General features: G+C 59.1%; 22 protein-coding genes. 9 read left to right on the top strand and 13 right to left on the bottom strand.

The features are described 5' to 3' along the window. Positions 1 to 23 precede the first annotated feature (23 nt). Positions 24 to 941, top strand: coding sequence for a galactofuranosyltransferase GlfT1 (glfT1, locus tag ABRP88_RS07730; RefSeq protein WP_349836867.1), 918 nt, complete (start codon positions 24 to 26; stop codon positions 939 to 941). Positions 942 to 965: 24 nt separating this feature from the next. Here glfT1 and ABRP88_RS07725 read toward each other — a convergent pair whose 3' ends face one another. The 3 genes from ABRP88_RS07725 to ABRP88_RS07715 are packed head-to-tail and all read right to left on the bottom strand — an operon-like array spanning position 966 to position 2,800. Beyond that, complete coding sequence (locus tag ABRP88_RS07725; RefSeq protein ID WP_005280656.1) at positions 966 to 1,406, bottom strand: GtrA family protein; 441 nt, start codon at positions 1,404 to 1,406, stop codon at positions 966 to 968. A gap of 11 nt (positions 1,407 to 1,417) precedes the next feature. Then, on the bottom strand, positions 1,418 to 2,326 hold the full coding sequence (locus tag ABRP88_RS07720; RefSeq protein WP_349836866.1) for a plasmid pRiA4b ORF-3 family protein: 909 nt from the start codon (positions 2,324 to 2,326) through the stop codon (positions 1,418 to 1,420). A gap of 9 nt (positions 2,327 to 2,335) precedes the next feature. Continuing rightward, entirely contained in the window at positions 2,336 to 2,800 is a 465-nt protein-coding gene (locus ABRP88_RS07715) for a hypothetical protein (protein WP_349836865.1), read from the bottom strand. A 34-nt stretch (positions 2,801 to 2,834) separates the two neighbouring features. Here ABRP88_RS07715 and ABRP88_RS07710 point away from each other — a divergent pair, with 34 nt between their 5' ends. From ABRP88_RS07710 to ABRP88_RS07690, 5 genes are all read left to right on the top strand, one after another. Continuing rightward, positions 2,835 to 3,110 carry a hypothetical protein gene (locus ABRP88_RS07710; RefSeq protein WP_349836864.1) on the top strand — a complete coding sequence of 92 codons (276 nt, stop codon included), beginning with the start codon at positions 2,835 to 2,837 and terminating at the stop codon, positions 3,108 to 3,110. A 127-nt stretch (positions 3,111 to 3,237) separates the two neighbouring features. Then, positions 3,238 to 4,653 carry a decaprenylphosphoryl-beta-D-ribose oxidase gene (gene dprE1, locus ABRP88_RS07705; protein ID WP_126317991.1) on the top strand — a complete coding sequence of 472 codons (1,416 nt, stop codon included), beginning with the start codon at positions 3,238 to 3,240 and terminating at the stop codon, positions 4,651 to 4,653. Between the two features lie 44 nt (positions 4,654 to 4,697). After that, positions 4,698 to 5,456, top strand: a complete 759-nt coding sequence (gene dprE2 / locus ABRP88_RS07700; RefSeq protein WP_349836863.1) for a decaprenylphospho-beta-D-erythro-pentofuranosid-2-ulose 2-reductase — start codon at positions 4,698 to 4,700, stop codon at positions 5,454 to 5,456. A gap of 129 nt (positions 5,457 to 5,585) precedes the next feature. Then, positions 5,586 to 7,562 carry a galactan 5-O-arabinofuranosyltransferase gene (locus ABRP88_RS07695; protein WP_349836862.1) on the top strand — a complete coding sequence of 659 codons (1,977 nt, stop codon included), beginning with the start codon at positions 5,586 to 5,588 and terminating at the stop codon, positions 7,560 to 7,562. A gap of 75 nt (positions 7,563 to 7,637) precedes the next feature. Further along, positions 7,638 to 11,084: an arabinosyltransferase domain-containing protein gene (locus ABRP88_RS07690; RefSeq protein ID WP_349836861.1), complete on the top strand. Its 3,447-nt coding sequence runs from the start codon at positions 7,638 to 7,640 to the stop codon at positions 11,082 to 11,084. A gap of 38 nt (positions 11,085 to 11,122) precedes the next feature. Here ABRP88_RS07690 and ABRP88_RS07685 read toward each other — a convergent pair whose 3' ends face one another. Continuing rightward, on the bottom strand, positions 11,123 to 12,001 hold the full coding sequence (locus ABRP88_RS07685) for an alpha/beta hydrolase (protein WP_349836860.1): 879 nt from the start codon (positions 11,999 to 12,001) through the stop codon (positions 11,123 to 11,125). 57 nt (positions 12,002 to 12,058) lie between these two features. Further along, on the bottom strand, positions 12,059 to 13,993 hold the full coding sequence (locus tag ABRP88_RS07680; protein ID WP_349836859.1) for a M13 family metallopeptidase: 1,935 nt from the start codon (positions 13,991 to 13,993) through the stop codon (positions 12,059 to 12,061). A gap of 42 nt (positions 13,994 to 14,035) precedes the next feature. On the opposite strand from ABRP88_RS07680, the gene ABRP88_RS07675 reads away from it, so the two are divergent. The 3 genes from ABRP88_RS07675 (at position 14,036) to ABRP88_RS07665 (ending at position 17,026) form a co-directional block, all read left to right on the top strand. Next, on the top strand, positions 14,036 to 14,617 hold the full coding sequence (locus tag ABRP88_RS07675; RefSeq protein WP_284783318.1) for a hypothetical protein: 582 nt from the start codon (positions 14,036 to 14,038) through the stop codon (positions 14,615 to 14,617). Beyond that, entirely contained in the window at positions 14,618 to 15,469 is an 852-nt protein-coding gene (locus tag ABRP88_RS07670) for a PrsW family intramembrane metalloprotease (RefSeq protein WP_349836858.1), read from the top strand. Positions 15,470 to 15,694: 225 nt separating this feature from the next. Then, positions 15,695 to 17,026, top strand: coding sequence for an amino acid permease (locus ABRP88_RS07665; protein WP_284624794.1), 1,332 nt, complete (start codon positions 15,695 to 15,697; stop codon positions 17,024 to 17,026). A gap of 18 nt (positions 17,027 to 17,044) precedes the next feature. Here ABRP88_RS07665 and ABRP88_RS07660 read toward each other — a convergent pair whose 3' ends face one another. The 8 genes from ABRP88_RS07660 to ABRP88_RS07625 all read right to left on the bottom strand — a co-directional run bounded on the left by ABRP88_RS07660 (position 17,045) and on the right by ABRP88_RS07625 (position 21,456). Next, positions 17,045 to 17,893 carry a hypothetical protein gene (locus ABRP88_RS07660; RefSeq protein WP_349836857.1) on the bottom strand — a complete coding sequence of 283 codons (849 nt, stop codon included), beginning with the start codon at positions 17,891 to 17,893 and terminating at the stop codon, positions 17,045 to 17,047. A 73-nt stretch (positions 17,894 to 17,966) separates the two neighbouring features. Next, the gene (locus ABRP88_RS07655) at positions 17,967 to 18,275 is read right to left on the bottom strand and encodes an MGMT family protein (RefSeq protein ID WP_284784910.1); all 309 of its coding nucleotides are present in this window, start codon (positions 18,273 to 18,275) and stop codon (positions 17,967 to 17,969) included. Between the two features lie 18 nt (positions 18,276 to 18,293). Beyond that, positions 18,294 to 19,121: a VOC family protein gene (locus ABRP88_RS07650; RefSeq protein WP_349836856.1), complete on the bottom strand. Its 828-nt coding sequence runs from the start codon at positions 19,119 to 19,121 to the stop codon at positions 18,294 to 18,296. After that, the gene (locus ABRP88_RS07645) at positions 19,122 to 19,406 is read right to left on the bottom strand and encodes an RNA-binding S4 domain-containing protein (protein ID WP_023016489.1); all 285 of its coding nucleotides are present in this window, start codon (positions 19,404 to 19,406) and stop codon (positions 19,122 to 19,124) included. Positions 19,407 to 19,463: 57 nt separating this feature from the next. After that, complete coding sequence (locus ABRP88_RS07640; protein ID WP_284783308.1) at positions 19,464 to 19,793, bottom strand: YbjQ family protein; 330 nt, start codon at positions 19,791 to 19,793, stop codon at positions 19,464 to 19,466. Positions 19,794 to 19,802: 9 nt separating this feature from the next. Next, complete coding sequence (locus tag ABRP88_RS07635; protein ID WP_349836882.1) at positions 19,803 to 20,450, bottom strand: LysE family translocator; 648 nt, start codon at positions 20,448 to 20,450, stop codon at positions 19,803 to 19,805. 106 nt (positions 20,451 to 20,556) lie between these two features. Further along, positions 20,557 to 21,240, bottom strand: a complete 684-nt coding sequence (locus ABRP88_RS07630; protein ID WP_237800044.1) for a LysE family translocator — start codon at positions 21,238 to 21,240, stop codon at positions 20,557 to 20,559. A 72-nt stretch (positions 21,241 to 21,312) separates the two neighbouring features. Then, positions 21,313 to 21,456, bottom strand: coding sequence for an integrase core domain-containing protein (locus tag ABRP88_RS07625; RefSeq protein ID WP_502879883.1), 144 nt, complete (start codon positions 21,454 to 21,456; stop codon positions 21,313 to 21,315). Positions 21,457 to 21,471: the final 15 nt, after the last annotated feature.

Genomic DNA, 21,471 nt, shown 5'->3' with positions numbered 1-21,471 from the left:
CAGATCCATTCCCCGGTGGCAAGATGGAACGCATGACTGCCACCCTTGATTCCACCGGTACCACCGCTGCCGTCATTGTCACCCACCAGCGCGCGGACTTGCTGCGTGCCTCGCTCGAAAAGGTAGTCAACCAAACCCACCCCGTGCAGTGGGTCATCGTAGTGGATAATGGCGCCGAGGATGCGGTCCGTGACGCGGTGGAATCCCTGGCAGGCGATCGCGCGGTCTACGTGCCGTCCAAGACCAACCTAGGTGGTGCGGGCGGATTCGCCCTCGGTTTCCTTACCGCGCTATCACTCGGCGCCGACGCCGTGTGGTGCGCCGATGATGATGGCCGCCCCGCCGATTACGGCGTATTAGAAGAGCTCTACCGCGTGGCAGGGAATAATAACCTGCACGAGGTCTCACCTGCCGTGTGCAATATCGACGATCCCGGCCGCTTGGCCTTCCCGCTGCGCCAAGGGCTGGTGTGGCGCCGCCGCATGGAGGAACTCGAGGGAGACTTCCTGCCCGGCATCGCTTCTTTGTTTAATGGCGCTCTGATTTCCGCCGCGGCGATGCAGACCATTGGCGTTCCGGATTATCGCCTCTTCATCCGCGGCGATGAGGTGGAATACCACCGCCGCCTGGTCAATTCCGGGCTGTCTTTCGGCACCGCCTTGACCACCAGCTACCTGCACCCGGACGGTTCGGATGAGTTCAAGCCCATCCTGGGCGGCAAGATGCATACCCAGTACCCGGAAGGCGAGTTCAAGCGCTTTTTTACCTACCGCAACCGCGGCTACCTGCTGTGGCAGCGCGGCATGCGCAAGCTTTTGCCCCAGGAATTTGCTCGCTTTGGCTGGTTCTTCTTGGTCCAACGCCACGATCCGGCCGGCTTCCTGGAGTGGCTCAGGCTGCACAACCGCGGGCGCCGCGAGGATTTCCGCCGCCCCCGGTAATCGCTCCTAAGGCGTGCCGCTGGCCTATTTTTCCTTAAAGATAAAGACCCGCTGGATGGCAAAGTTGGTCACCGTCGCCACGCCTTGGGCAATGACGAAGGCGATGGTGTCTTTCACCGCGCCCTCAAAGCCTAGGGAAATCAGCGGCTCATTGAGTACCCAGTACAAGAAATTCTGCACGGCAAAGGTGGATACGTATAACACGCCCACCGTTGCGGCCGTGCGTCCGGACACCTTTGTGCCAAAGGTCCAGCGCGCATTGGCCAGATAGGCAGCGATGGTGCCAAAGACCCAACCAATCGCCTTCGCCCCAGAGCGGTGCAGACCTAAGTGGGTCAATAGCAGCGTCAACCCATAGTCAATGACGGCGGCAAAAACACCCACCGCAATAAATCGCACCAGCTGCTGCTTCAAAGAGCTGGAGGGGCGCTTTACTTCTGCAGCATCTTCAAGTGGATTAGTCACAGGCAGTTAGCTTACCCGCGCAGCAGCGCTCGGTACATGTCTAGGCGGTACACCGGCGCGGCGGCGTCCTTGCCGTAGGCACCAATCTGGGATAGCTGGTGCAAGGAGGCATCGCACAGCGCGCGAATCTCCGCACCTTTCAAGGTGTTGCCATCATCGTTGACCCAGCCCAAGGCATCCATGGTGGTTTCCACCACGGAATCGGTCAGCTCGTCACCGCCCATGCAGGATAGCGCCAAGGCCATGGACCAAAAGGCATCTTTTCCCTCATTGGTGACTTCACGCGGCAGGCTAGCCAGCGCCTCAGCCGTGGCCGCCGGCAGATCACTTCCGCGGTTTAAGTCCATGGCCTGTAAGAGCGGAACAAAGTCATAGAGCTTGGTGCGCTCGATAAGCGCCCTTACCTGGGGTTTAACCTGTGCCAGAACTTCATCGGTGATTTTTTCACCGGTCAATTCCCGGTTCACCGCAGTAAGTTCAAAGGGCGCGAAGAGGTTGCCCGAGCCGCCCACGCACAGCGCGCTGGGGGTGCCATTATCGCGGGGATAGATTTCCGCGACCACCAGCTCAAAATCCCAGAGGCCCCACACAAAATCGATCTGATCGCCCTCGCGCCAGAGGAATTCGGATGCCTGGCGCTCTGGGTCAAGGCGCGGGCCGTGGGCATCACTGTGCTCGTAAAAATGCCACGGGGAGTTTTCATCTGGCAGACCGAAACAGATGTGCAGTACTTTCTGCAGCTCATGCAAGGTAAGCGCATCGCTAAAACCGATTTGGCGGTGGACTTCCCCATCCGCACGGATATTGGAGGCTTGGCAGATGACGGTGAGCGGTTCCCGCTTTAATGACAGCAGCGGGTCGGCACGGCGAGCCCGTGCCTGTGAAATATCGGTGACCCCTGCATTCATAGGCCCCACCATACGCAAATTTTAAGAAGCCAGTTTTTCTATATCGCGCGCTTCCAGCTCACTGATGATAAACGTAGTTGCTGCTCCGATTGCTCCCAACAGCGTCCACGGGCGCTTGACGCCGCGCTTGCGCAGGAAAGACACCGCCTTGCGGGATACGGCTACATCGGCCCACAAAGCAAGGCCCACCAAAATGAGCACCGCTGCCAAAATGGCCCAGAGCTTCAGGCCCTTATCCGCAAATTCCTGCGGTGAGCGCGGTTCATCGCCGTCCTCTTCGGCCTGGGCATTGGTATAGGCCACCAATGCGCCAAAACCAATCGTGGACAAAACGTAGGCGGTGATAAGGCCCTTTGTGGATTTAATCCAGTCCGGGTAGGAGGTGACGATGCCCTGTGCGGCCGCTTGGGTGATGCGGCCTGCCAAGGTGTCATCGAGGGCGTAATTATCGCGGGATTCTTCTGCTGCTTCGCGGTTGTTTGTCATAGCGACCACTCTAAGCGGCGGTAAGCTATTGCGCATGTACTCGGAAAAGACAGAGCATATGACCCCCGCCCAGCAAGCCGCTCAGGATGAGCGGGCCGAGGACGATAAGCGCAACGGGCACTTTGAAGCAACAGAACACACCAATCTGCCGCTTAGCCCCTTTATGACGCGCCTGATGGCAGAGGAAATGCCGATTTTGGATTCCACTTCGCGGCGCCGCGTGTACGAGATTTTAGGCACCTACGAAGGGCCCACGATTGAGTCCCAAGCAGGGCTGCCGGAAGAAATCCGCGAGATCATGGATCTCTAAAGCGCCGCATTCGGGGCAGTCTGTGTGCCCCAAGCTGTTTTAAATATCACGAACGTCACTCCAGCCACCGCACTATGAGCTAGGTAGGCTGGTACATCGATACAATCCGTCGAGCAAAGAGTAAGAGATGGAACTACATACCACCGAAAAGTCCCTGCACGGCTGGGGCCGCACCGCCCCCACGACCGCCCATGTGCTGTCCACAGAAGACGTGGACGTCATCAAGAATGCAGTGGCACAGGTCGCGGACGATAACTCGGACAAGCCCGCCCACCTGCGCCGCGGCGTCATCGCGCGCGGCATGGGACGCTCCTATGGTGACCCCGCCCAAAATGGCGGCGGCCTGGTCATCGACATGCAAAAGCTGAACAAGATCCACTCCATTGACCCGGAGTCCGCGCTTGTTGATGTCGATGGTGGCGTCACCCTTGACCAACTCATGAAGGCCGCGCTGCCCTACGGCCTGTGGGTTCCGGTCCTGCCGGGCACCCGCCAGGTCACCATCGGCGGCGCCATTGGCCCCGATATCCACGGCAAGAACCACCACTCCGCCGGTTCCTTTGGCAACCACGTAGTTTCCATCGAGCTGCTGGTTGCTGATGGCCGCGTTCTCCACCTCACCCCAGAGGGCAGCGAGGATGACCCGAGCGGTGAGCTCTTCTGGGCCACCATCGGCGGCATGGGCCTTACCGGCATCATCCTGCGCGCTACCATCCGCATGACCAAGACGGAGACCGCCTACTTCATCGCGGATACGGATCGCACCGATAACCTGGAAGAAACAATTGCCTTCCACTCGGATGGTTCGGAGCACAATTACACCTACTCCTCCGCCTGGTTCGATGTCATCTCCCCAGAGCCAAAGCTAGGCCGCTCCACCATTTCCCGCGGCTCGCTGGCCACCTTGGCGCAGCTCGAGGAATTGGCCCCTAAGCTGGCGAAGGATCCGCTCAAGTTCAACGCGCCGCAGCTGATGACCGTGCCGGATATCTTCCCGTCTTGGACGCTGAATAAGCTCAGCCTGTCTGCTGTGGGCTTGGCCTACTACACCATGGGCGCGCCGGCGAAGAACCAGGTCAAGAACTTGACGCAGTTCTACCAGCCGCTTGATCTCATTGGCGAGTGGAACCGCGGCTACGGTTCTAAGGGCTTCCTGCAGTACCAGTTCGTCGTTCCCACGGAGGCCGTGGAGCCGTTCAAGGAGATCATCCGCGATATCCAGCGCTCCGGCCACTACTCCGCGCTGAACGTATTCAAGCTCTTCGGCGAAGGAAACCGCGCGCCGCTGTCGTACCCGATGCCGGGCTGGAACGTCTGCGTGGACTTCCCCATCCGCCCGGGCTTGGGCGAGCTTCTCGATGACCTGGATCGCCGCGTCATGGAGTTTGGCGGCCGCCTGTACCTGGCAAAGGAATCGCGCACCTCTGCCGAGAACTTCCACCAGATGTACCCGGGCCTAGAAGGCTGGCTCAAGACCCGCAATGACATCGACCCCACCGGGGTCTTTGCCTCCGATATGTCCCGCCGCCTCGAGCTGCACTAATCACTGGACTCATCACCACCCTCATGAAGGAGACTTTTTAAACCATGCTTAATGCAGTAGGCCAAGCCCAACACATCCTGCTTTTGGGCGGTACCTCTGAAATCGGCCTCGGCGTCGTCGCTGAGTTCCTTGAGCGCGGCCCTGCCAAGGTCACCCTGGCTGCCCGCGCCCAGTCCCCGCGCATCGAAAAGGCGCAGGCTGACCTGGAGGCCCGCGGCGCGGATGTCGAGGTCGTGGACTTTGATGCCACTGACTTTGCCTCGCACCCGGCGGTCATCGAGAAGGCCTGGGAGCGCGGCGATGTCGATATCGCCATCGTGGCCTTTGGCACCCTAGGGGATCAAGAAGAGCTGTGGCAAAACCACGACAAGGCCGTGGCTTCTGCCCAGACCAACTACACCGCGCCCGTATCCTTCGGCGTGCTGTTGGCCGAAAAGTTCAAGCACCAGGGCCACGGCACCATCGTGGCTATGTCCTCTGTAGCGGGCATGCGCGTGCGCCGCTCCAACTTTGTCTACGGCGCCTCCAAGGCCGGCGTGGATGGTTTCTACATCAACTTGGATGAAGCACTCCGCGGCACCGGTGCCAACGTGCTCGTCGTCCGCCCGGGCCAGGTTCGCACCAAGATGTCGGCCGAGGCCGGCGATGCCCCACTGACCGTTAATGTCTCTGACGTGGCCAAGGCCACCGTGCAGGCGGTACTGGATGGCAAACAGTCCATCTACGTCCACCCGCTGTTCAAGTACGTCTCGCTGGCATTTAAGTTCATTCCGCAGCCCATCTTCCGCAAGCTGCCGTTCTAACCAGTTCCTGCGCGCAAGGTATGCCGGGCTCCTCAAGGCCCGCGGCCCTGCGCGCTTTGCTAGTTAATAAGCCAGCTCACACCGCGCCTAATCCCAGAAGAGTGATTAAGGTATGCGAAACTAAAGGGCATGACAAGCCCAGCTACGCCTTCCCAAGCAGTTCCCGTGAGCGAGGAGAAACGCACCACCGCCTACCACGCCGATGCCATGTCGCACCGCAGCATCCTGCTGGGCATTATTTTCGCAGCGCTGGGAGGCGGGGCAATTACGCTTTTCGGCTGGTATGCCTTCAAAACCGTCTCCCTGCCGTCCTTTAATACCTCCATGGTCACCCGCGCGCTGTGTACGGTCGGCGTGATCTTGACGTTGGCCTTGGCAGGTGGCTTTAGCGCGTGGTGGCTCTATGACCACTACAAGGAGAATTTCTCTCGCCCGCGCTGGCGCACGTGGGTGACCTACGCCATCACGTATCTCTCCCCCGCCTTATTGATCCTTGCCACCGTGGGCCTGCCGCTGTCCGCCTCGCGCTTATGGCTCGATGGCGTGCAGGTGGACCAGGCATTCCGCACCCAGTTCCTTACCCGGTCGGTAGATCAAATGGGCTATGCGGACATGAACTACCTAGACATGCCCACGTTTTACCCGCTGGGCTGGTTCTGGCTAGGCGGACGGCTCGGCTCCATATTGGGTATTCCCGGCTGGGAGGTTTATCAGCCTTGGGGCCTGATTTCCATCGCGGTTGCAGGCTGTATCCTCGTTCCCATTTGGCAACACCTCACTAAATCCCTGCCGGTGGGAACCGCTATTGCGCTTACCACCACCGCCATTACCTTGACCATCGCGGCGGAAGAGCCTTATTCCGCGGTCATCGCCATGGGTATGCCCGCCATCGCGGTGTTAAGCGCGCGCGCATTCAAAGGATCGTGGTTGTCTACCGCCGCGGTCGCTATCTACCTCGGAATCTCCGCTACCTTCTATACCTTATTCACCGGCGCGGCAGCGCTGACCGTGGTCAGTCTGATCGCCGTTTTCACCGCACTGTGCGAGCGGACGTGGCGACCCATCATGCGCCTAGTCATCATCGCGGTGGGATCGCTTGCCATCGCAGCCATCGCTTGGGCCCCATACCTCTGGCAGGTTCTGCATTCGACCGCACCCCTGCAAGCCACCGCGCAGCACTACTTGCCGGAAGAAGGCACGCAAATTCCGGTGCCGTTCCTTTCCTTGAGCATCGTGGGATTCCTCTGTCTTGCCGGTCTGATCTTTATTATCGCCCGGTTGCGAGACGCGGAAGTCCGCGCGCTGGGGTTGTCCATCATTGGCATTTATGTATGGACGGTGCTGTCCATGGTGATGACCTTGGTCGGCACCACCCTACTGAGCTTCCGCCTTGAGGTCATCGTGGTGCTGTTGTTCGCGACGGCGGGCATCCTTGCCCTTGCGGAAGTCCGCACAGCCGGTATTCACCGCCTGTACCCCGCTAGTTTCTCCCACACGGCCAATAAGCGGATTACGGCAGTTTTTGGCATTTTCCTCGCCTTGGCTGGAGTCCATTATGCCCAGCAGATTCCCGAAGCAAACGAAGATGCCATCGACCACGCCTACAGTGATACCGATGGTTACGGCGAGCGCGCGGATCGCTTTACCAGCGATTCCGCCCATTATTATCTGGATATCCACAACTTCATCCAGGATCAGGGCTATACGGCCAACGAAACGGTAGTCCTCACGGATGAAAAAACCTTCATGGCTTACTACCCATACTGGGGCTTTAACGCCTTTACCAGCCACTATGCAAATCCCCTCGGGGAATTCAAACACCGCAATGACCAGATTGAAGCCTGGGCGGATCAATCTTGGGACTCTACTCCTGCAGAGTTCCAAAAATCCCTCGATTCCGCACCGTGGCGCGGGCCGGATGCCATCATCTTCCGCGGCGACCTCGACAATAAAGATGATGGGTTCAAGGTGCACTTGGCTGAGGATATCTATCCTAACCAGCCAAATATTCGCTACCGCGCAGTCTTCTTCAACCCCGAGGTCTTTGCGGAAGGCTGGGAGTTGGAACAAACGGGTCCATTCGTAACGGCGGTGCGAACCAAGTAAGTTCACCCACACTTCCCCGGGGTTATCGGGGCGTGCACACGGGAACTTGGGCCAGACTGACGTACACTAATCGCCGTGTCAGATAGCCTTAAAACGAAATCGAAAGAAGCACGCCCCTCCGGGCTAAGTATCGCCACAGCCCCTGCCGGGTTGCGCTGGACCGCGATCATCGCCGGGTTAATTGGTTTCCTGTGTTTTATTGCCACCCCGCTATTGCCAGTGAACCAAACCCAGTCTTCCTTTGATTGGCCGCAGAATGATTCGCTGCAATCTATCAATGCACCGCTTATCTCCGTGGCGCCGGAAAACTTGGAGGCCACTATCCCCATGTCCGCGGTGGATGAGCTCCGCGATGGCCAAAACATGGTCTACAGCACCGTCCCACCCGAGTCTAAGAAGGCATCGAACCGCGGCCTATTTGTCCGCTCCGGTGATGACGGCCTGTCTGTGGTCTCGCTCGATGAGGTCCTACTGACCTTAAGCGCTAAAGAAGTTTCGCAGCTTTCCGATGACGCCCAGCTGCACATCTCCGCCACCGGTGACGGCACCACCGTCAGCATCGGCAAGCACAAAAAGACCACCGAGGATGACCTGCGCCCACAGGTCACCGGCGTGTATACCGAGCTCAAAGGTGATGCCAATGTGCAGAGCTTGGTCGATGACGGGCTGAATGTCCACGTCGATATCAACTCGCGGTTTACTTCTTCTCCCTCGCTGATTAAGTCCATCGCGATGTGGCTCGGCGTCGCTATGGTGATTGTCTCGCTGTTCTGCCTGTGGCGCATTGACCGCCTTGATGGTCAAAAGCTGCGCTTCATGCCAGAGACGTGGAAGAAGATTCGCCCCCTCGATGGCGTCGTCGCCGCCGTCTTGGGTTTCTGGTATGTCTTCGGTGCCAATACCTCTGACGATGGGTTCATCTTCTCTATGAGCCGCGTCTTCGATAACGCCACGTACATGGCCAACTACTACCGGTGGTACGGCGTGCCCGAGGCACCATTCGGCTCACCGTACTATGACCTCGTCGCGCTTCTATCGCAGATTTCCACGGCATCGGTCTTCGTCCGCCTGCCCGGACTGATTTCGGGGCTCATTATCTGGTTCATCCTTTCGCGGGAAATGCTGCCGCGCTTCGGGGACATCGTTGATGCCCGCCGCGTCAGCCACTGGACCGCCGCACTGATGTTCCTAGCCTTCTGGCTGCCGTATAACAACGGCACCCGCCCAGAGCCGATTGTGGCCCTAGGCGTGATGGTGACGTGGGCATCCTTTGAGCGCGCCATTGCCACCCACCGGTTGCTGCCGGCCGCCGTGGGCACCATCGCTGCCACGATTACGCTCGCCGCCGGCCCCACTGGCCTTTTTGCGGTTGGTGTATTCCTCGTGAGCCTGCCACACCTATTCCGTGCCATGGCCGCGCGCGTGCCCGCCATCGGCGGCGGCGCGACCGGTTGGCTTAGCCTGGTTGCCCCATTTTTGGCCTCCGGCACTGCCATCATCGTCGCCGCCTTTGGGGATCAAACCTTGGCCAGCGTTGCCGAATCCACCCGGGTGCGCTCGGAGGTCGGCCCGTCACTGTCGTGGTATTCCGAATACGCCCGTTATTCCACGCTCTTCCAAGAATCCGTGGATGGCTCGCTGACCCGCCGCTTCGCCGTACTCACCATGCTGTTTTGCTTGGTGCTCATCCTGGCTGCGTTTATCAAGGATCGCCGCGTTATTGGTGCCGCAGTCGGCCCCACCCAGCGCCTACTCATCATCGTGGCGCTGTCGATGTTCTTCCTCATGTTCACCCCGACCAAGTGGACGCACCACTTTGGTATCTATGCCGGTGTCGCCGGGGTGATCGCTGCGCTGGCTGCCGTAGTGCTATCCAGGTTTGCGTTGCGCTCCCCGCGCGCCCGCACCTTTAGCATCGCCGCGGTGCTCTTCTTGCTCGCCATCTCCTTCGCGGGTTGGAATGCTTGGTGGTACGTATCCTCCTTCGGCATCCCATGGTGGGACCGCACGGTGCAGTTCAAAGGCATTGAGGCCAACTCGATCCTACTCGCCATCTCCTTGGTCGTCCTCGCGGTCGGCGTGGCGCAATCCTTGCGCCACAGCCATCGCAAATTGCAGGCCCAAGAGGAGGGCACGGAAAAAGAATTCAAGCAAGAAGCTGCCGCGAAGGTATCGCGCTCGGCCGGCATCATGTCCGCGCCCATCGCGGTAGCCTGCGCCATTGTGGTGGCTTTTTCGATGGCTTCTTTTGCCAAGGCCACCGTCGCCCAGGCGGATTCCTACTCCGTGGGCAAGGGCAACCTAGCATCCCTGCGCGGTGATACCTGCTCGCTGGCAAATGAAACCTTGGTAGAAACCAATACCAATGACTCCTTCCTCACCCCAGTAGATGGTGACTTAGGCGATTCCTTGGTAGATAAGGATGAAACCAGCAATGGATTCGGGCCAAATAATATCCCCGAATCCATCGAGCCTGAGGATCAGGATTCTGCTTCTGTGGGTGCCATTGGAGATAGCTCCCAAGATTCCGACTCCACCAGCCAAGACGATGCCACCGCTGGGACGGATAAGGACTCCGGCGGGGATTCTTCTGATGATTCGCAGGAGACCCGCCGCGCTGGGAAAAAGGCTTCAGAAAGCACCGATACTTCTGAAGGCGGTGTCCGCGGCACGAAGGGCGTCAATGGCTCGACCATGCACCTGCCCTTCAACTTGGATTACACCACCGTGCCAGTCTTGGGCTCCTACACCGAAAGCCAAGAGTCGCTGTCCCAGGTAACCACGAAGTGGTATCACCTGCCGGAGACCACAGAAAATACCCCGGTTCTGGCTGTCAGTGCCGCGGGCAAGATTTATCACCACGATGTCAATGATGTGGAACAAGAGGGCATGGAGCTCACCTTGGAATACGGCATCATCGATGAGGATGGCAAGGTCACCGATAAGGGAGAAAAAGAGCTTTCCGATGTCGGCGCCACCCCCAAGTGGCGCAACCTGCGCCTGCCCATGGATGAATTGCCGGAAGAAGCCAATGTCGTGCGCCTAGTGGCCGAGGATGATTCCACCGATGAAGACGACTGGCTAGCCTTCACCCCGCCGCGCGTGCCGGAATTAGACAGCATCAATAACCAGTTCCCTGCGGAAAAGCCCGCGCTCTTGGACTGGGCTGTGGCTCTGCAGTTCCCCTGCCAGCGCACCTTTGACCACTACGCCGGCGTAACCGAGATTCCGGAGTATCGCATCCTTCCAGATGCGGCGGCACAAACCTCCCTGACGGATTTCCAATCCTTCTCCGGCGGCGGTGCCATGTCCACTGCGGAAGCGGTGAACTACTCCTACGAAATCCCGAGCTACCTCAATAACGATTGGGCCCGCGACTGGGGCGCCATTGAAAAGTACGAATTGCGTACCGATTCACAGGGCAATACCCCGGCCGACGCAGAGATCGATTATGAGGACGTTACTCGTTCTGGACTGTGGAAAGAATCCGAGATGAAGATCCGGCCAGAAGGCGAGCAATAGCGACCACCCTCTGACTGTGCAGCCAGCCGCAGCCGGTTTTATTGCGTTAGCTCACCGCGCAAAAATTCGGCTGCATCCTGTACCCGCTGGCGCGCCACGGCCGGGGTGGACACGCGGTGGGTCGAGACGTAATCGCGCTCTTTAGCTTGGGGGATGTGGACGCGATCGGCTATCTCATCCTCAGTCGCGGTCTGCACGAAGGTCTCAGGGAATTGTTTAGGCAGCTCATAGCCCACGCGGTAATCCTCCGGCAGGTTGGCCAGGGCGCCGAAATCGGGGAAGGTGAGCAAGAGGGCATCGGCAGGCGCGAGTGCTGCTAACGCACCTCCGGAAGAATATCCCCACGTGGTGACGTGGGAGGCGCCCTTCTCGCGGGCGTAATCAATGGCGCGGTCGACCGCTGTAACCATGTCTCTAACCGTATGCTCCGGCGCGAGCGGATAATCCACGTCAATGATCGTGGTGCCGGAAAGCTGCGCGGCGGCGGCGACCTCGGGGCGCCACTGCATTTCCAGTGCCTTGCCATCGCCGCGCCACCAGCCACCGGAATGCAGTGATACCGCCCACCGGCCGGTGGGCTCGGACGGGCGGAAAATGGTGCCGACCTCGGTGGAGTCTACGGTAATGCCGTCTGTAAACGCCGTGCCGGGCAGCGCATGATTAACGCCGGTGCCCAAAACCATCATGGCGGCGTGGGTGATGCGGTCTGGCAGCAGTGCGCAATACTGGTCCGCCTCCGGCGAGCCACCACCGGCCCAGGGCGGGCGGAAATCCGGCGTCTCATAATGGGCGTCAATATAAGAAACCAGCTGCTCTAGCTGTTCTTCCTCGCTCATCTGGCGGTCTTGCCCGCCGATGTGCCATTCTTGGCCGGGCTCTAGCGGCCGGTGCGGATCTTTATCGTGTGCATCAGTCATATCCCCGAGCCTACGCGTGCTCAGGGCACGTACAAGGCGTCTCGGGGAAGAACTGATTTACCAGATGGTGACGCGGTCTTCTGGGGCCAGGTACATCGCGGAGTCTTTGTCTACGTCGAAGGCCTCGTAGAACTCGGCGATATTCGCGGCGATGAGGTTGCAGCGGAACTCCGCGGGCGAGTGCGGATCAATGGCCAAGTACTGGGTCGCCATCTCCGGGCGGATGGCCGTGCGCCAGACGCGGGCCCAAGACAAGAAGAAGCGCTGCAGGCCGTTATAGGTATGCTCGGCCAACTCCGGCTCGGCGCCGTCGACCACAAATTCTTCTTCTTGGCCCAGCAGGTCAATGCCCTTATCGGCGCAGTAATTCTTGTAGGCCACCACGGAAATGCCCAGTCCGCCCAGGTCACCAATGTTTTCACCCAAGGTGAATTTGCCGTTGACGCCGGAAGATTCGGTGCCAGCATCCTTTAGCACCGTGGGGACCTGGCCATCGAATTGCTCCACCAGCTTTGCCGTAAGCGCCTCAAAGTCCGCGCGGTCTTCATCGGACCACCAGGAGTTCAGGTTGCCCTGGCCATCGAATTGCGAGCCCTGGTCATCAAAGCCATGCCCGATTTCGTGCCCGATGACAGAACCAATGGCGCCGAAGTTCTCTGCGGCATCCGCATCAGGGTTATAAAACGGCGGGCGCAGGATGGCGGCCGGGAAGGTGATGTCATTGACCACCGGGTTATAGAAAGCATTCACGGTCTGCGGAGTGGTGACCCACTCATCGCGGTTGGCGGGTTTGCCAATCTTTGCCAGCTCATAGTCGTGGGAAAAGGCGGACCCGGCGCGGGCATTGGCAATCAGATCCGCTCCCTGGTCAGAAATCTCCAGCCCGGAGTAATCACGCCAGGTATCGGGGAAACCAATCTTGGCCTTGAACTGGGAAAGCTTTTCTAGGGCGCGCTCGCGGGTCTGCGGGGTCATCCACTCCAACTGGGAAATGCGCTCGCGGTAGGCGGCGATGAGGTAGTCCACCAGCTCATCCATCTCGCGCTTGGAGGATTCTGGGAAGTGCGCGTCTACGAACTCTTTGCCAATTTCCTCTCCTACCAGGCTTTCTGCCAGGCCCACCGCGCGCTTCCAGCGGTCGCGCTGCTGGGTGGCACCAGAAAGGCGGGTGCCATAGAACTCGAAGTTCTTGGCGCCTACTTCTTCCGGCAAGAGGGCCGCGCGGGAGCGCAGAATGTGCCAGGTAGCCCACAGCTGCCAATCGGCCATGCGGTCAGCGGTAAAGAGCTTTTCCAGGTGCTCCAGGTAGGACGGCATCATATTGACCACGCGGTGCTCCGGCAGCTTTCCACCAGCGAGCAAGGCTTGGGTGATGGAAGGCAGCTCAGAAAATTCGCACGGGTTATTGGTCTTTACCGCATCGCGGGTAGAAACCACATCCCAGTGACCCGCCGCCAGTTCCTTTTCCAGGCCCACGATGCGCTCGGCGGCTACCTCGGTGCCGAGGCCAAATAGGCGGGTGGGCTCGATAAAGCCCAGCATCTCCGCCACGTGCTTTTCGTAGGCGGCCAGCGTTTCTGCGTGCGCTTCTTCGCGGTAGTAGGCCTCATCCGGCAGGCCCAGCCCGGATTGCACGATATAGGCAACGGCCTCTTCCGAGCCGGAATCCTTTTCTACCCAAAACGTCGCCGGCGCCCCCACGCCCTCGCGCTCGAGCTCGCCCAAGCGGTGCGCCAATTCCGTGGGATCGGCCGCACTCAGGCGGTCAAGGTCCGCATCCAGCGGGGCCATGCCGGCATTGTTGACGCCCGCGGTATCCATGAAGGATGCATACAGCTTGCCGGGGCGACCATCGTTGTCTTTAACGATGTCATGAACTAGTTCTTCTGCTTCATCGCGCAGGGCGTGGAAGGTGCCATCCACACCGCGGTCATCTGGGACAACGTGATTTTCTACCCAAGGTCCATTGACTAATTGATAAAGATCTTTCATGGTTGCCACTGTAGGCCAAACCTTCCAGTTAAGGTATGGACTATGGAAAAATTCCGCTTTCCACCAGCCCGGCCGCGCGTCCTATTTATCGCTGTCCTTGCCTTTGTGACGTTGGTCCTTGCCTTGCCCGCCATCGTCCACGCGGTGCTACCGCCACACCACGCCGATGTGGAGCAGGTAACCCTGTCTGATCCCAGCCAGGACTGGGATATTACCGTGTCCGATCTGTACTGCGAGCGCGACTATACTTCGCTGGCTAGCGTTGGCTGGACCTGCGGTGACGCCTCCGTGCAGGCGGTCATCGTGGAAGATACTGACGACGACGAGCACACCCTGCGCCGTATGGTCCGAGCCTATGGCATGGCTCCGGGCCTTCCAGAGGGCGAGGTATATGAAGGAAAATATGGTGCCCTCGCGCTTGCCGATGCCCCCTCCTCCACCGCCGCCATCTCCATCAACGGCACCGGTGCGGACGAGAATAAGGACTGGGTGGTCACCGTCACCGGAGATTCCGCGGCAACGCGCACGACCACTGAACGCATCTGGAAAGCCTTTGGGCAAGAGGAACTACCAGAAGAATTCACTGCTGATATCGCGGAGTTTTCTGGAAAGGCCTTGGTATAAATGTCTAAACTTTTTCGCACCGCGCTGTGGATTTTCTCCGGCCTGGGACTTATCGGTTTTATCTCCCAGACGGTCATCACCCTATTGATCTCACCGCTGATGGGCATTATCAGCATCCTCATCGCAACGGTTCTTGTGGCAATTGTCATCGCGGTATTGCAGCTGAGCCCCATGTGGGCGCGCCCGGCGCGCGTATGGGCACCACTTGCCTTTTTATGGGGTTCTGGCATGGCCATTAGCTTGGCGGCTATAAGCTCCACACCGGTCATGCAGCTCGCCATCAATTCCGGGTGGGTCGATTCCTTCATGTCATGGAGTGGTGCCTATCCTGAAGAGATTTCCAAGGCCGCAGGTATTTTATTCGTCCTGATGTCCTTCCGCCAACTCAACCGCCCCTGGCACGGGTGGATGGTCGGCGCCGTCGTTGGCCTAGGCTTTGAAGCCAATGAAAACATCCTCTACGGCTCCATGGGCGCTACCACCCACCCGGATAGCGATTTCGCCGGGCTCATACAGATGTGGGGCCTGCGCCTTATCGCCGGCCCTGGCCTGCACGTCTTGCTCACGGCGCTGGCCGGTTGGGGCATCGGCTGGGCCCTCTACGCGGCGGCCAAGCCGCTCTGGTGGCGCATCGGCGTGGCACTCGGCTGCCTCGCGGTATCCTTCCTTCTGCACTTTGGCTGGAATTACCTGCAAGATTCCGATATCGCGGCCGTCATCCAAGCCCTCTCCGTGGCAATCATCTTGTACCCGCTGAGCGTCTGGCTCATCCTGCGCGGCAATAAATACGCACACAACGATGACAGCTACAGCCACAGCACCGCAGAGGAGGCGCTAGCCTTCACCCGCTAACCCCAAGCCGTGCTTGTTTCTCCCAAAATGTCCAAAACAACCGCATTCCGCCAAAATTTCCCTCGATTTTTGGACAAACGCGGTTGCTTTGGACGCCTTAGCCTTCCGAAGCTCTCCCGGGCGCATAAATATGTGGTTTATGGCACATGTTAGTAGTGACATTCGCTACACTCGCTTCAAGGCGCTTTTGCCACCTATCCTCCACTTAAAGGACTGAAGACCTTCATGAATGCCCCAACTTACGAGTCCCGCACGGATAACAGCACGGAAAGTACAGAGGGGGCAGCTCCCGAAAACTCCGCAGAGGAAGCCAACCGGCAAAAGGCAGTGGGCTCCACCCTGTCTTGGGTCATCGCGCTTTTTGGCACCGGTGTTGGTGCCGGCATCCTCTTTTTGCCGCTCAACGCAGGTGCCTTCGGATTTTGGCCGCTCGTCTTCGCCACCGTCTTCATCTTCCCGTTGGTGTATTTTTCCCACCGGACCTACGCCCGCATAGTTAGCGGCGCGCCACCAGAACAGCACGGCAAGGACGTCCTGGAGCTGGTGCGTTACTACCTGGGCCGCAATAGCGGCCTATTCATCGCAGTATTGTACTGTCTGGCCATCGTGCCGACGGTGCTCATTTACGGCATCAGCATCACCAACGTGGTCGATAGCTTCATCGTCAACCAGCTCGGCGGGCCGAGTATCAATCGGTGGATATTGTCCATTGCCTGCGTAGGCGTCATGACGGGCCTTTTTGCCATCGGCCGCCGCCCCATGCTGTGGCTGGCCCAAATGCTGGTCTACCCGCTCATCATCGCCCTGGCGGCAACCTCCATTTACTTGATCCCCAAGTGGGATTTCGAAAGCTTCCTTAACGTTGAATACGAAGGCGGTATCTGGGGAATCCTTAAAGGTATTCTGCTCATCCTGCCGGTTCTGGTCTTTTCCTTTTCCCACATGGCCGCGCTATCGCAGTTCTCCGTAGACGTGCAGCCGGCCTACGGCAAGAAGACGGAGAAATTCGTCTCCCGCGTGGAGCTCTATACCGCCGCAATGCTCGTGGTATTTACCATGTTCTTCGTCTGGTCCTGCGTCCTCGCGCTCGGCGCGGACGGATTGAAGGAGGCAGCCGATCAAAACATCCCGGTGCTGTCTTATTTCGCCAACGTCACGGGCACGCCGTTCATTGGTTATATGGCACCGCTAATTACCATGTGCGCGATCATCTCTTCCTACTTCGGGCACATGCTTGGTTCCGAGGAAGGCACCGAGTACCTCCTGCGCATTGCCGTTCCCCGCATGGCCAATAAGCTCTCGCGCCGCGCGCTGCTCAACACCATTTATGTCATCGTATTCGTGGCAACGACCCTCGTGTCAGTATTCAACCCCTCCATCATGGACATGATTTCCGTGGTCGGCGGCATCTTCGTGGCATTCTTGGTCTATCTGCTGCCGGTCTACATGTTTAAAAAGGTCGATGACTATTCCCAGTTCAAAAACGACATCTGGAATTACTTCGTCTTCGGCATGGGACTTGTCATCATGGCCGTGACCGTCTGGAACCTGATCTAAAAACCAGTCCCTCGGCGCTTATTGGCACACCCGAACTTGGCTTACCTGTGCTAGGGCTTGATTAACGTTTGCGCACGCTTGGCGCTCAAGGTCGGCCGCGGTGCGGGTGGCATCGCGAAGCGCCTGCTGCGCAGGTCCTTGCAGGTTGAGGTCGTTTTCAATGCGCGCGCCGATGGCTTCACTGGATCCGCCGACTGGGGCATTGTTGACACCGCGCATGACATCCGCGGTATGGGTCTGCGCATCGCCGTACGTGTTGGCGGCTACGGTAAACCCATGCCCAGTAGATACGGAGGCGTGGATGGTGCGATCATCAGACCAGCCGAATTTGGTGCCCCATACTCCGGGAATGTGATCGGTGCCGAAATCCTGTCGGTACCCATCCGCAGCAACGGGAGCTGCGGTAGCCATTCCCGCGAAAATGGGCGCCGCGATGGGATCGTGCTGGATCTCCGCGGTAAACCGCGCGATATCTTCGGTTGAGGTCTGCGTGGTTCCCCAGTAGCCGGTGTAGTGAGTCTCGCTCAGCCCAAATTCCTGGATGATGCTGGGAATGGCCTGCGGGTAACGCCGGTCCAGGTCGCTGGCCACGGCATCGTCGCTATAGCGAATCATATGTTCTACCTGGGCCTTATCGCCGACAGAACCGTACTTGAGCACCCAATACCCCAGGTAGATTTTGCTCAAGGACAGCGCCGGGCGGGACTCGTGGCTATTGGCAGTCGAGACCGTGGCTCCAGAATCGTGCCTAACGGTGATTTGTGTACGATCAGGCACGGAATGGGGATCAAGGCTGACCGCTTGGGCAGCAGGAACGGTCACGAAGGAAAGTGCGGTAACGAGAGAACCAATAGCTAATTTTTTCATAACGCATTTAGCGTAGCTGGAGAGGTGCCGCACCGCAGTCTATAACTGCAAAAAAGTTTTCCTACCGCACTATCTATGGCATCAATACCGCTAGGTCCCGCGCATCCATGCCGTGCTTATGCATGGCGACCCGCCCGTGGGAATGCTCGATGCCCTCGCGGTCCCAGTATTCTTCCGCGCGAACAGGATCGTGGGAGGCGCCATTAGCGCGGACCACGCGCCACCAAGCGGCATTACCACCGTGCCTATTCATGACGGTGCCGACATTGCGGGCCCCGCACCCGGCGAGTTTTGCCACCTCTCCGTAGGAGGACACATTGCCGGGCGGGATGACGGCCACGATGGCTAGCACGCGCTGTGCCAAATCAGAGGAGTCTGACATAAACGCCTCTCCCCGCGCTTAGTCCCTGGTGGGGTTGAGCACGTCATCGGATTCGGTGGGTTCATCCTCGGGCGCATCTTCCACCTCAGTCAGGGTGATGGTGGCCCCGGTGGAATCCGCGAGCAAGCACATGCGGCCAAAGTGGGAATCCCACGGTTCACGGATGATTTCACCGCCGAGCTCTACCGCTTTCTTGGCGGCGGCATCGATATCGCGCACCCCTAGGTAGGTCTGCCAGAAGCTTGGCACCTGCGGTGGGAACTGGCCTTCGGCATTCCACAAGCCCGCAAACGGTGCGCCGTCTTCTTCCGCGGTGGCGTAAATGAAATTCTCGTCCTCGGACTCCATAGCGCGAATTTCCCAGTTGAATAGCTCGCCATAAAAGTCCATGGCCTGCTGGAATCGCGTTGTGGCGGTCAGCTCGTGCCATACCGGGGTGCCGGGTTCGCCACCGGCAACGAAGTGCTCGGGGCCGGAGGGCTGGATGAGGCCGAACATGCCACCGGCGGCATCGGCAAGCAAGGCCATGTGGCCCAGTTCTACGGGCTGGGGCGCGGCCAAGATGCGCCCGCCGAGGTTCTCCGTGCGCTGGCAATCGCCGTCGATGTCCTTGGAGAGGAAATAGGTCACCCACGTATCCGGCATGGGTGCTTCGTCCGGCTGCGGGATGAGCCCAGCAATAGGCAGGCCCTGTAGGCGCGCCATCTGGTAGGGGTTATCCTCCTGGGACTCGGCCGAGATTTCCCAGCCCAAGACCTGCTCATAAAAGTGGGCGGACTTACGCGGATCCGAGGTGGTCAGATCGATCCAGTAGGGCATGCCTACTTCGGCTTCAAATGCGGGCATTTATAGATTCCTCCACTTTTCCGGATCAAAGTCATCGTCTGCGGTGGCTTCATCAAAATAGTCATCATCATCGTCAGGCTCGCCCACGCGCGCGCAGGTACCTTCGATGCACACCTCATCGCCAATCTGCAGCGTGGCGCCACGGCGGGTTTCGGTGTCACCGTTGACCGTCACCGCGCCTTCTGCGATAAGTTCCTTGGCTTCACCACCGGTGCCGACCAAGCTGGCCAGTTTAATAAACTGGCCCAATTTGATGGACTCGCCAGAAATTGCAACCTCAAGCATGCCGCCCAGCTTACCCAGAGCCCGTTCCCGAGCGGCTATGGGTGGGGGTGCAAGGGCTTAGTCATGCGCGCGCAGCGAGACCGCCGTGCCCGTTGCGGTGACCAAGAGCATGTCATTATTGGTGCCCATTGGGGAATAGTCGAAGGCGATGCCCACCACGCCATCAGCGCCTAATTCCTGGCCGCGGCGCCACAACTCATCCAGCGCCGCCTCGCGGGCCTTGATGGCTTCGCTTTCATAGCCAGAGGCGCGACCGCCGGTGATATTGCGTATCGATGCCCCGAAGTCTTTGAGCATACTGATACCGGTAACGGTCTCACCAGCGATGATGCGCAGGTATTTGGTGATTTCATAGCCGTCGACGGTATTCGTGGTAGTAAAAATCATAACTTCAGGCTACATCGCAATGAGCCCGCGGATGCCTTCAAAGAGGATAACCACGCCGAGGAGCAGGAAGACGATGCCACTGACGATGTCCACCCACGCCGAGTTCTTGGCCATCCACTTCGATACCGCGCGCGTGCTCAGACCGACGCCAACGAAGAGAACCAAGCTTTCTAGTACCAATACCGCGGCGACGACGACGTTTCCGCCCACCCCCATGCCTGGGTCGATGAAATTGGCAAAGATGGCGCCGAAAAAGATGACCACCTTGGGGTTTGAAAGGTCGCAGATTAATCCCATGCGGTAGGCCGTCTTCGCCTTGATGATGCCGTCCGGGGTAAACCCGCGCGGTTGTGGTGCCTGCTTCTCCGTGCCCACGACGGTGGCGGGCGCGCGCCGCTCCCGCAGGCCGGAGGAAATCGCGCTATAGGCCATCCACAGCAGATAGCTGCCGCCGAGGACCTGCAGGAGCACCAAAATGCCCTCATGTGTAGAGATCAATGCCGAAAGCCCGGCGAGCGAAGCGATGGTCCACAGGGCAAGGCCCGTCGTGCTGCCAATGGCCACCCACACCGCCGCGCGGGTGGACCGCGCACCCAGGCGGATAATCTGCACTACATCCGGCCCCGGCGAAGCCATGGCCGCGAACCATACGCCCATCAGGGTCACAAGGGCACCTATAGCCACCTAACACCTCCACATTCATATGCATTTTTACTAACGCAAACAACTGTAGGAAGTGTCTCACCTGCAGCGAAACAGGTAACTACTGTGACTTCAGCAGCGCGGTGGCGCCTTCCCCGGCCATCACCACACCAAGCAGCCCAAAGACGAGGCCTGAGACCATATCGATGCCGGCGGAATACCGCGCCGTCCACCGCGCGGCCGCGCGCACGAGCAGCGCGAAGGAAGAAAACCACACGAAGGACATGGCAGCAAGAATCAACGCCACGGCGATGGTCCACCCCACAGACATTTCCGGGCGGATGAATTGGGCGAATACCGCCCCGAAAAATACCAATGCCTTGGGGTTCGACAGGTTAGTCACCAGCCCCAGCTTGAAGGCCCGCCAGTTGGTCATGTCTTCGACGTCGGCATCGCCAGCCGCCCGCGCCTGCTCCGCGTAGTCTTCCGTGTCCACCTCGCGCGCGGGTGCGCGCCGCGCGGCTAACCCGCTGCGCAGGGACGATACGCCCATGTACAACAAGAAAAGCCCACCGAGCAATTGCAAGATGCTCAGCACGCCCGGCCGCGCCGTAATCAGCGCCGATAAACCGGCCAGGGAGGCGACAATCCAAAAGACCGTCCCGCTAAATACCCCCACCGCGCACAATAGCCCGGCGCGCGTGGATCGTGGGGCCACGCGGATGACCTGCACGATATCCGGGCCCGGAGACACCAAAGCCGCGAGCCAAATCCCCATCAGGGTAAGAAGTGAGGAAATGGTCATGAACTAGATCCTTGTACCAGATAGAGGTTTCAGTCTGTAAATAATAGTAGTGAAGTGTCCCGAGTTTTGTTCCTAGGCATTTGCCTTGATTTCTATTATTCCCTGTTGCGGGTTTTTCTTCCACAATTCGGTTTCCGCCTCGGCCGGGGTTCGATATCCCAGGCTTTGGTGGAGCCTTACCTCGTTCCACCATGACACCCACTCGAATGTCGCGATTTCTACCTCGACAAC

Origin of the sequence: Corynebacterium sp. KPL2734 (assembly GCF_040225595.1) — a bacterium.
Taxonomy (GTDB): Bacteria; Actinomycetota; Actinomycetes; order Mycobacteriales; family Mycobacteriaceae; genus Corynebacterium; species Corynebacterium rhinophilum.
This window is presented reverse-complemented; position numbering and strand designations above follow the sequence as displayed.

Excerpts from the sequence above, each read along its gene's own strand:
- ABRP88_RS07680 (WP_349836859.1), bottom strand. The coding sequence starts at position 13,993 with ATGAAAGATCTTTATCAATTAGTCAATGGACCTTGGGTAGAAAATCAC.
- dprE1 (WP_126317991.1), top strand. The coding sequence starts at position 3,238 with ATGGAACTACATACCACCGAAAAGTCCCTGCACGGCTGGGGCCGCACC.
- ABRP88_RS07630 (WP_237800044.1), bottom strand. The coding sequence starts at position 21,240 with ATGACCATTTCCTCACTTCTTACCCTGATGGGGATTTGGCTCGCGGCT.
- ABRP88_RS07665 (WP_284624794.1), top strand. The coding sequence starts at position 15,695 with ATGAATGCCCCAACTTACGAGTCCCGCACGGATAACAGCACGGAAAGT.
- ABRP88_RS07720 (WP_349836866.1), bottom strand. The coding sequence starts at position 2,326 with ATGGTGGGGCCTATGAATGCAGGGGTCACCGATATTTCACAGGCACGG.
- dprE2 (WP_349836863.1), top strand. The coding sequence starts at position 4,698 with ATGCTTAATGCAGTAGGCCAAGCCCAACACATCCTGCTTTTGGGCGGT.
- ABRP88_RS07670 (WP_349836858.1), top strand. The coding sequence starts at position 14,618 with ATGTCTAAACTTTTTCGCACCGCGCTGTGGATTTTCTCCGGCCTGGGA.
- ABRP88_RS07710 (WP_349836864.1), top strand. The coding sequence starts at position 2,835 with ATGTACTCGGAAAAGACAGAGCATATGACCCCCGCCCAGCAAGCCGCT.
- ABRP88_RS07695 (WP_349836862.1), top strand. The coding sequence starts at position 5,586 with ATGACAAGCCCAGCTACGCCTTCCCAAGCAGTTCCCGTGAGCGAGGAG.
- ABRP88_RS07660 (WP_349836857.1), bottom strand. The coding sequence starts at position 17,893 with ATGAAAAAATTAGCTATTGGTTCTCTCGTTACCGCACTTTCCTTCGTG.
- ABRP88_RS07675 (WP_284783318.1), top strand. The coding sequence starts at position 14,036 with ATGGAAAAATTCCGCTTTCCACCAGCCCGGCCGCGCGTCCTATTTATC.
- ABRP88_RS07715 (WP_349836865.1), bottom strand. The coding sequence starts at position 2,800 with ATGACAAACAACCGCGAAGCAGCAGAAGAATCCCGCGATAATTACGCC.
- ABRP88_RS07640 (WP_284783308.1), bottom strand. The coding sequence starts at position 19,793 with ATGATTTTTACTACCACGAATACCGTCGACGGCTATGAAATCACCAAA.
- glfT1 (WP_349836867.1), top strand. The coding sequence starts at position 24 with ATGGAACGCATGACTGCCACCCTTGATTCCACCGGTACCACCGCTGCC.
- ABRP88_RS07645 (WP_023016489.1), bottom strand. The coding sequence starts at position 19,406 with ATGCTTGAGGTTGCAATTTCTGGCGAGTCCATCAAATTGGGCCAGTTT.
- ABRP88_RS07650 (WP_349836856.1), bottom strand. The coding sequence starts at position 19,121 with ATGCCCGCATTTGAAGCCGAAGTAGGCATGCCCTACTGGATCGATCTG.
- ABRP88_RS07685 (WP_349836860.1), bottom strand. The coding sequence starts at position 12,001 with ATGACTGATGCACACGATAAAGATCCGCACCGGCCGCTAGAGCCCGGC.
- ABRP88_RS07635 (WP_349836882.1), bottom strand. The coding sequence starts at position 20,450 with ATGGGCGTATGGTTCGCGGCCATGGCTTCGCCGGGGCCGGATGTAGTG.
- ABRP88_RS07655 (WP_284784910.1), bottom strand. The coding sequence starts at position 18,275 with ATGTCAGACTCCTCTGATTTGGCACAGCGCGTGCTAGCCATCGTGGCC.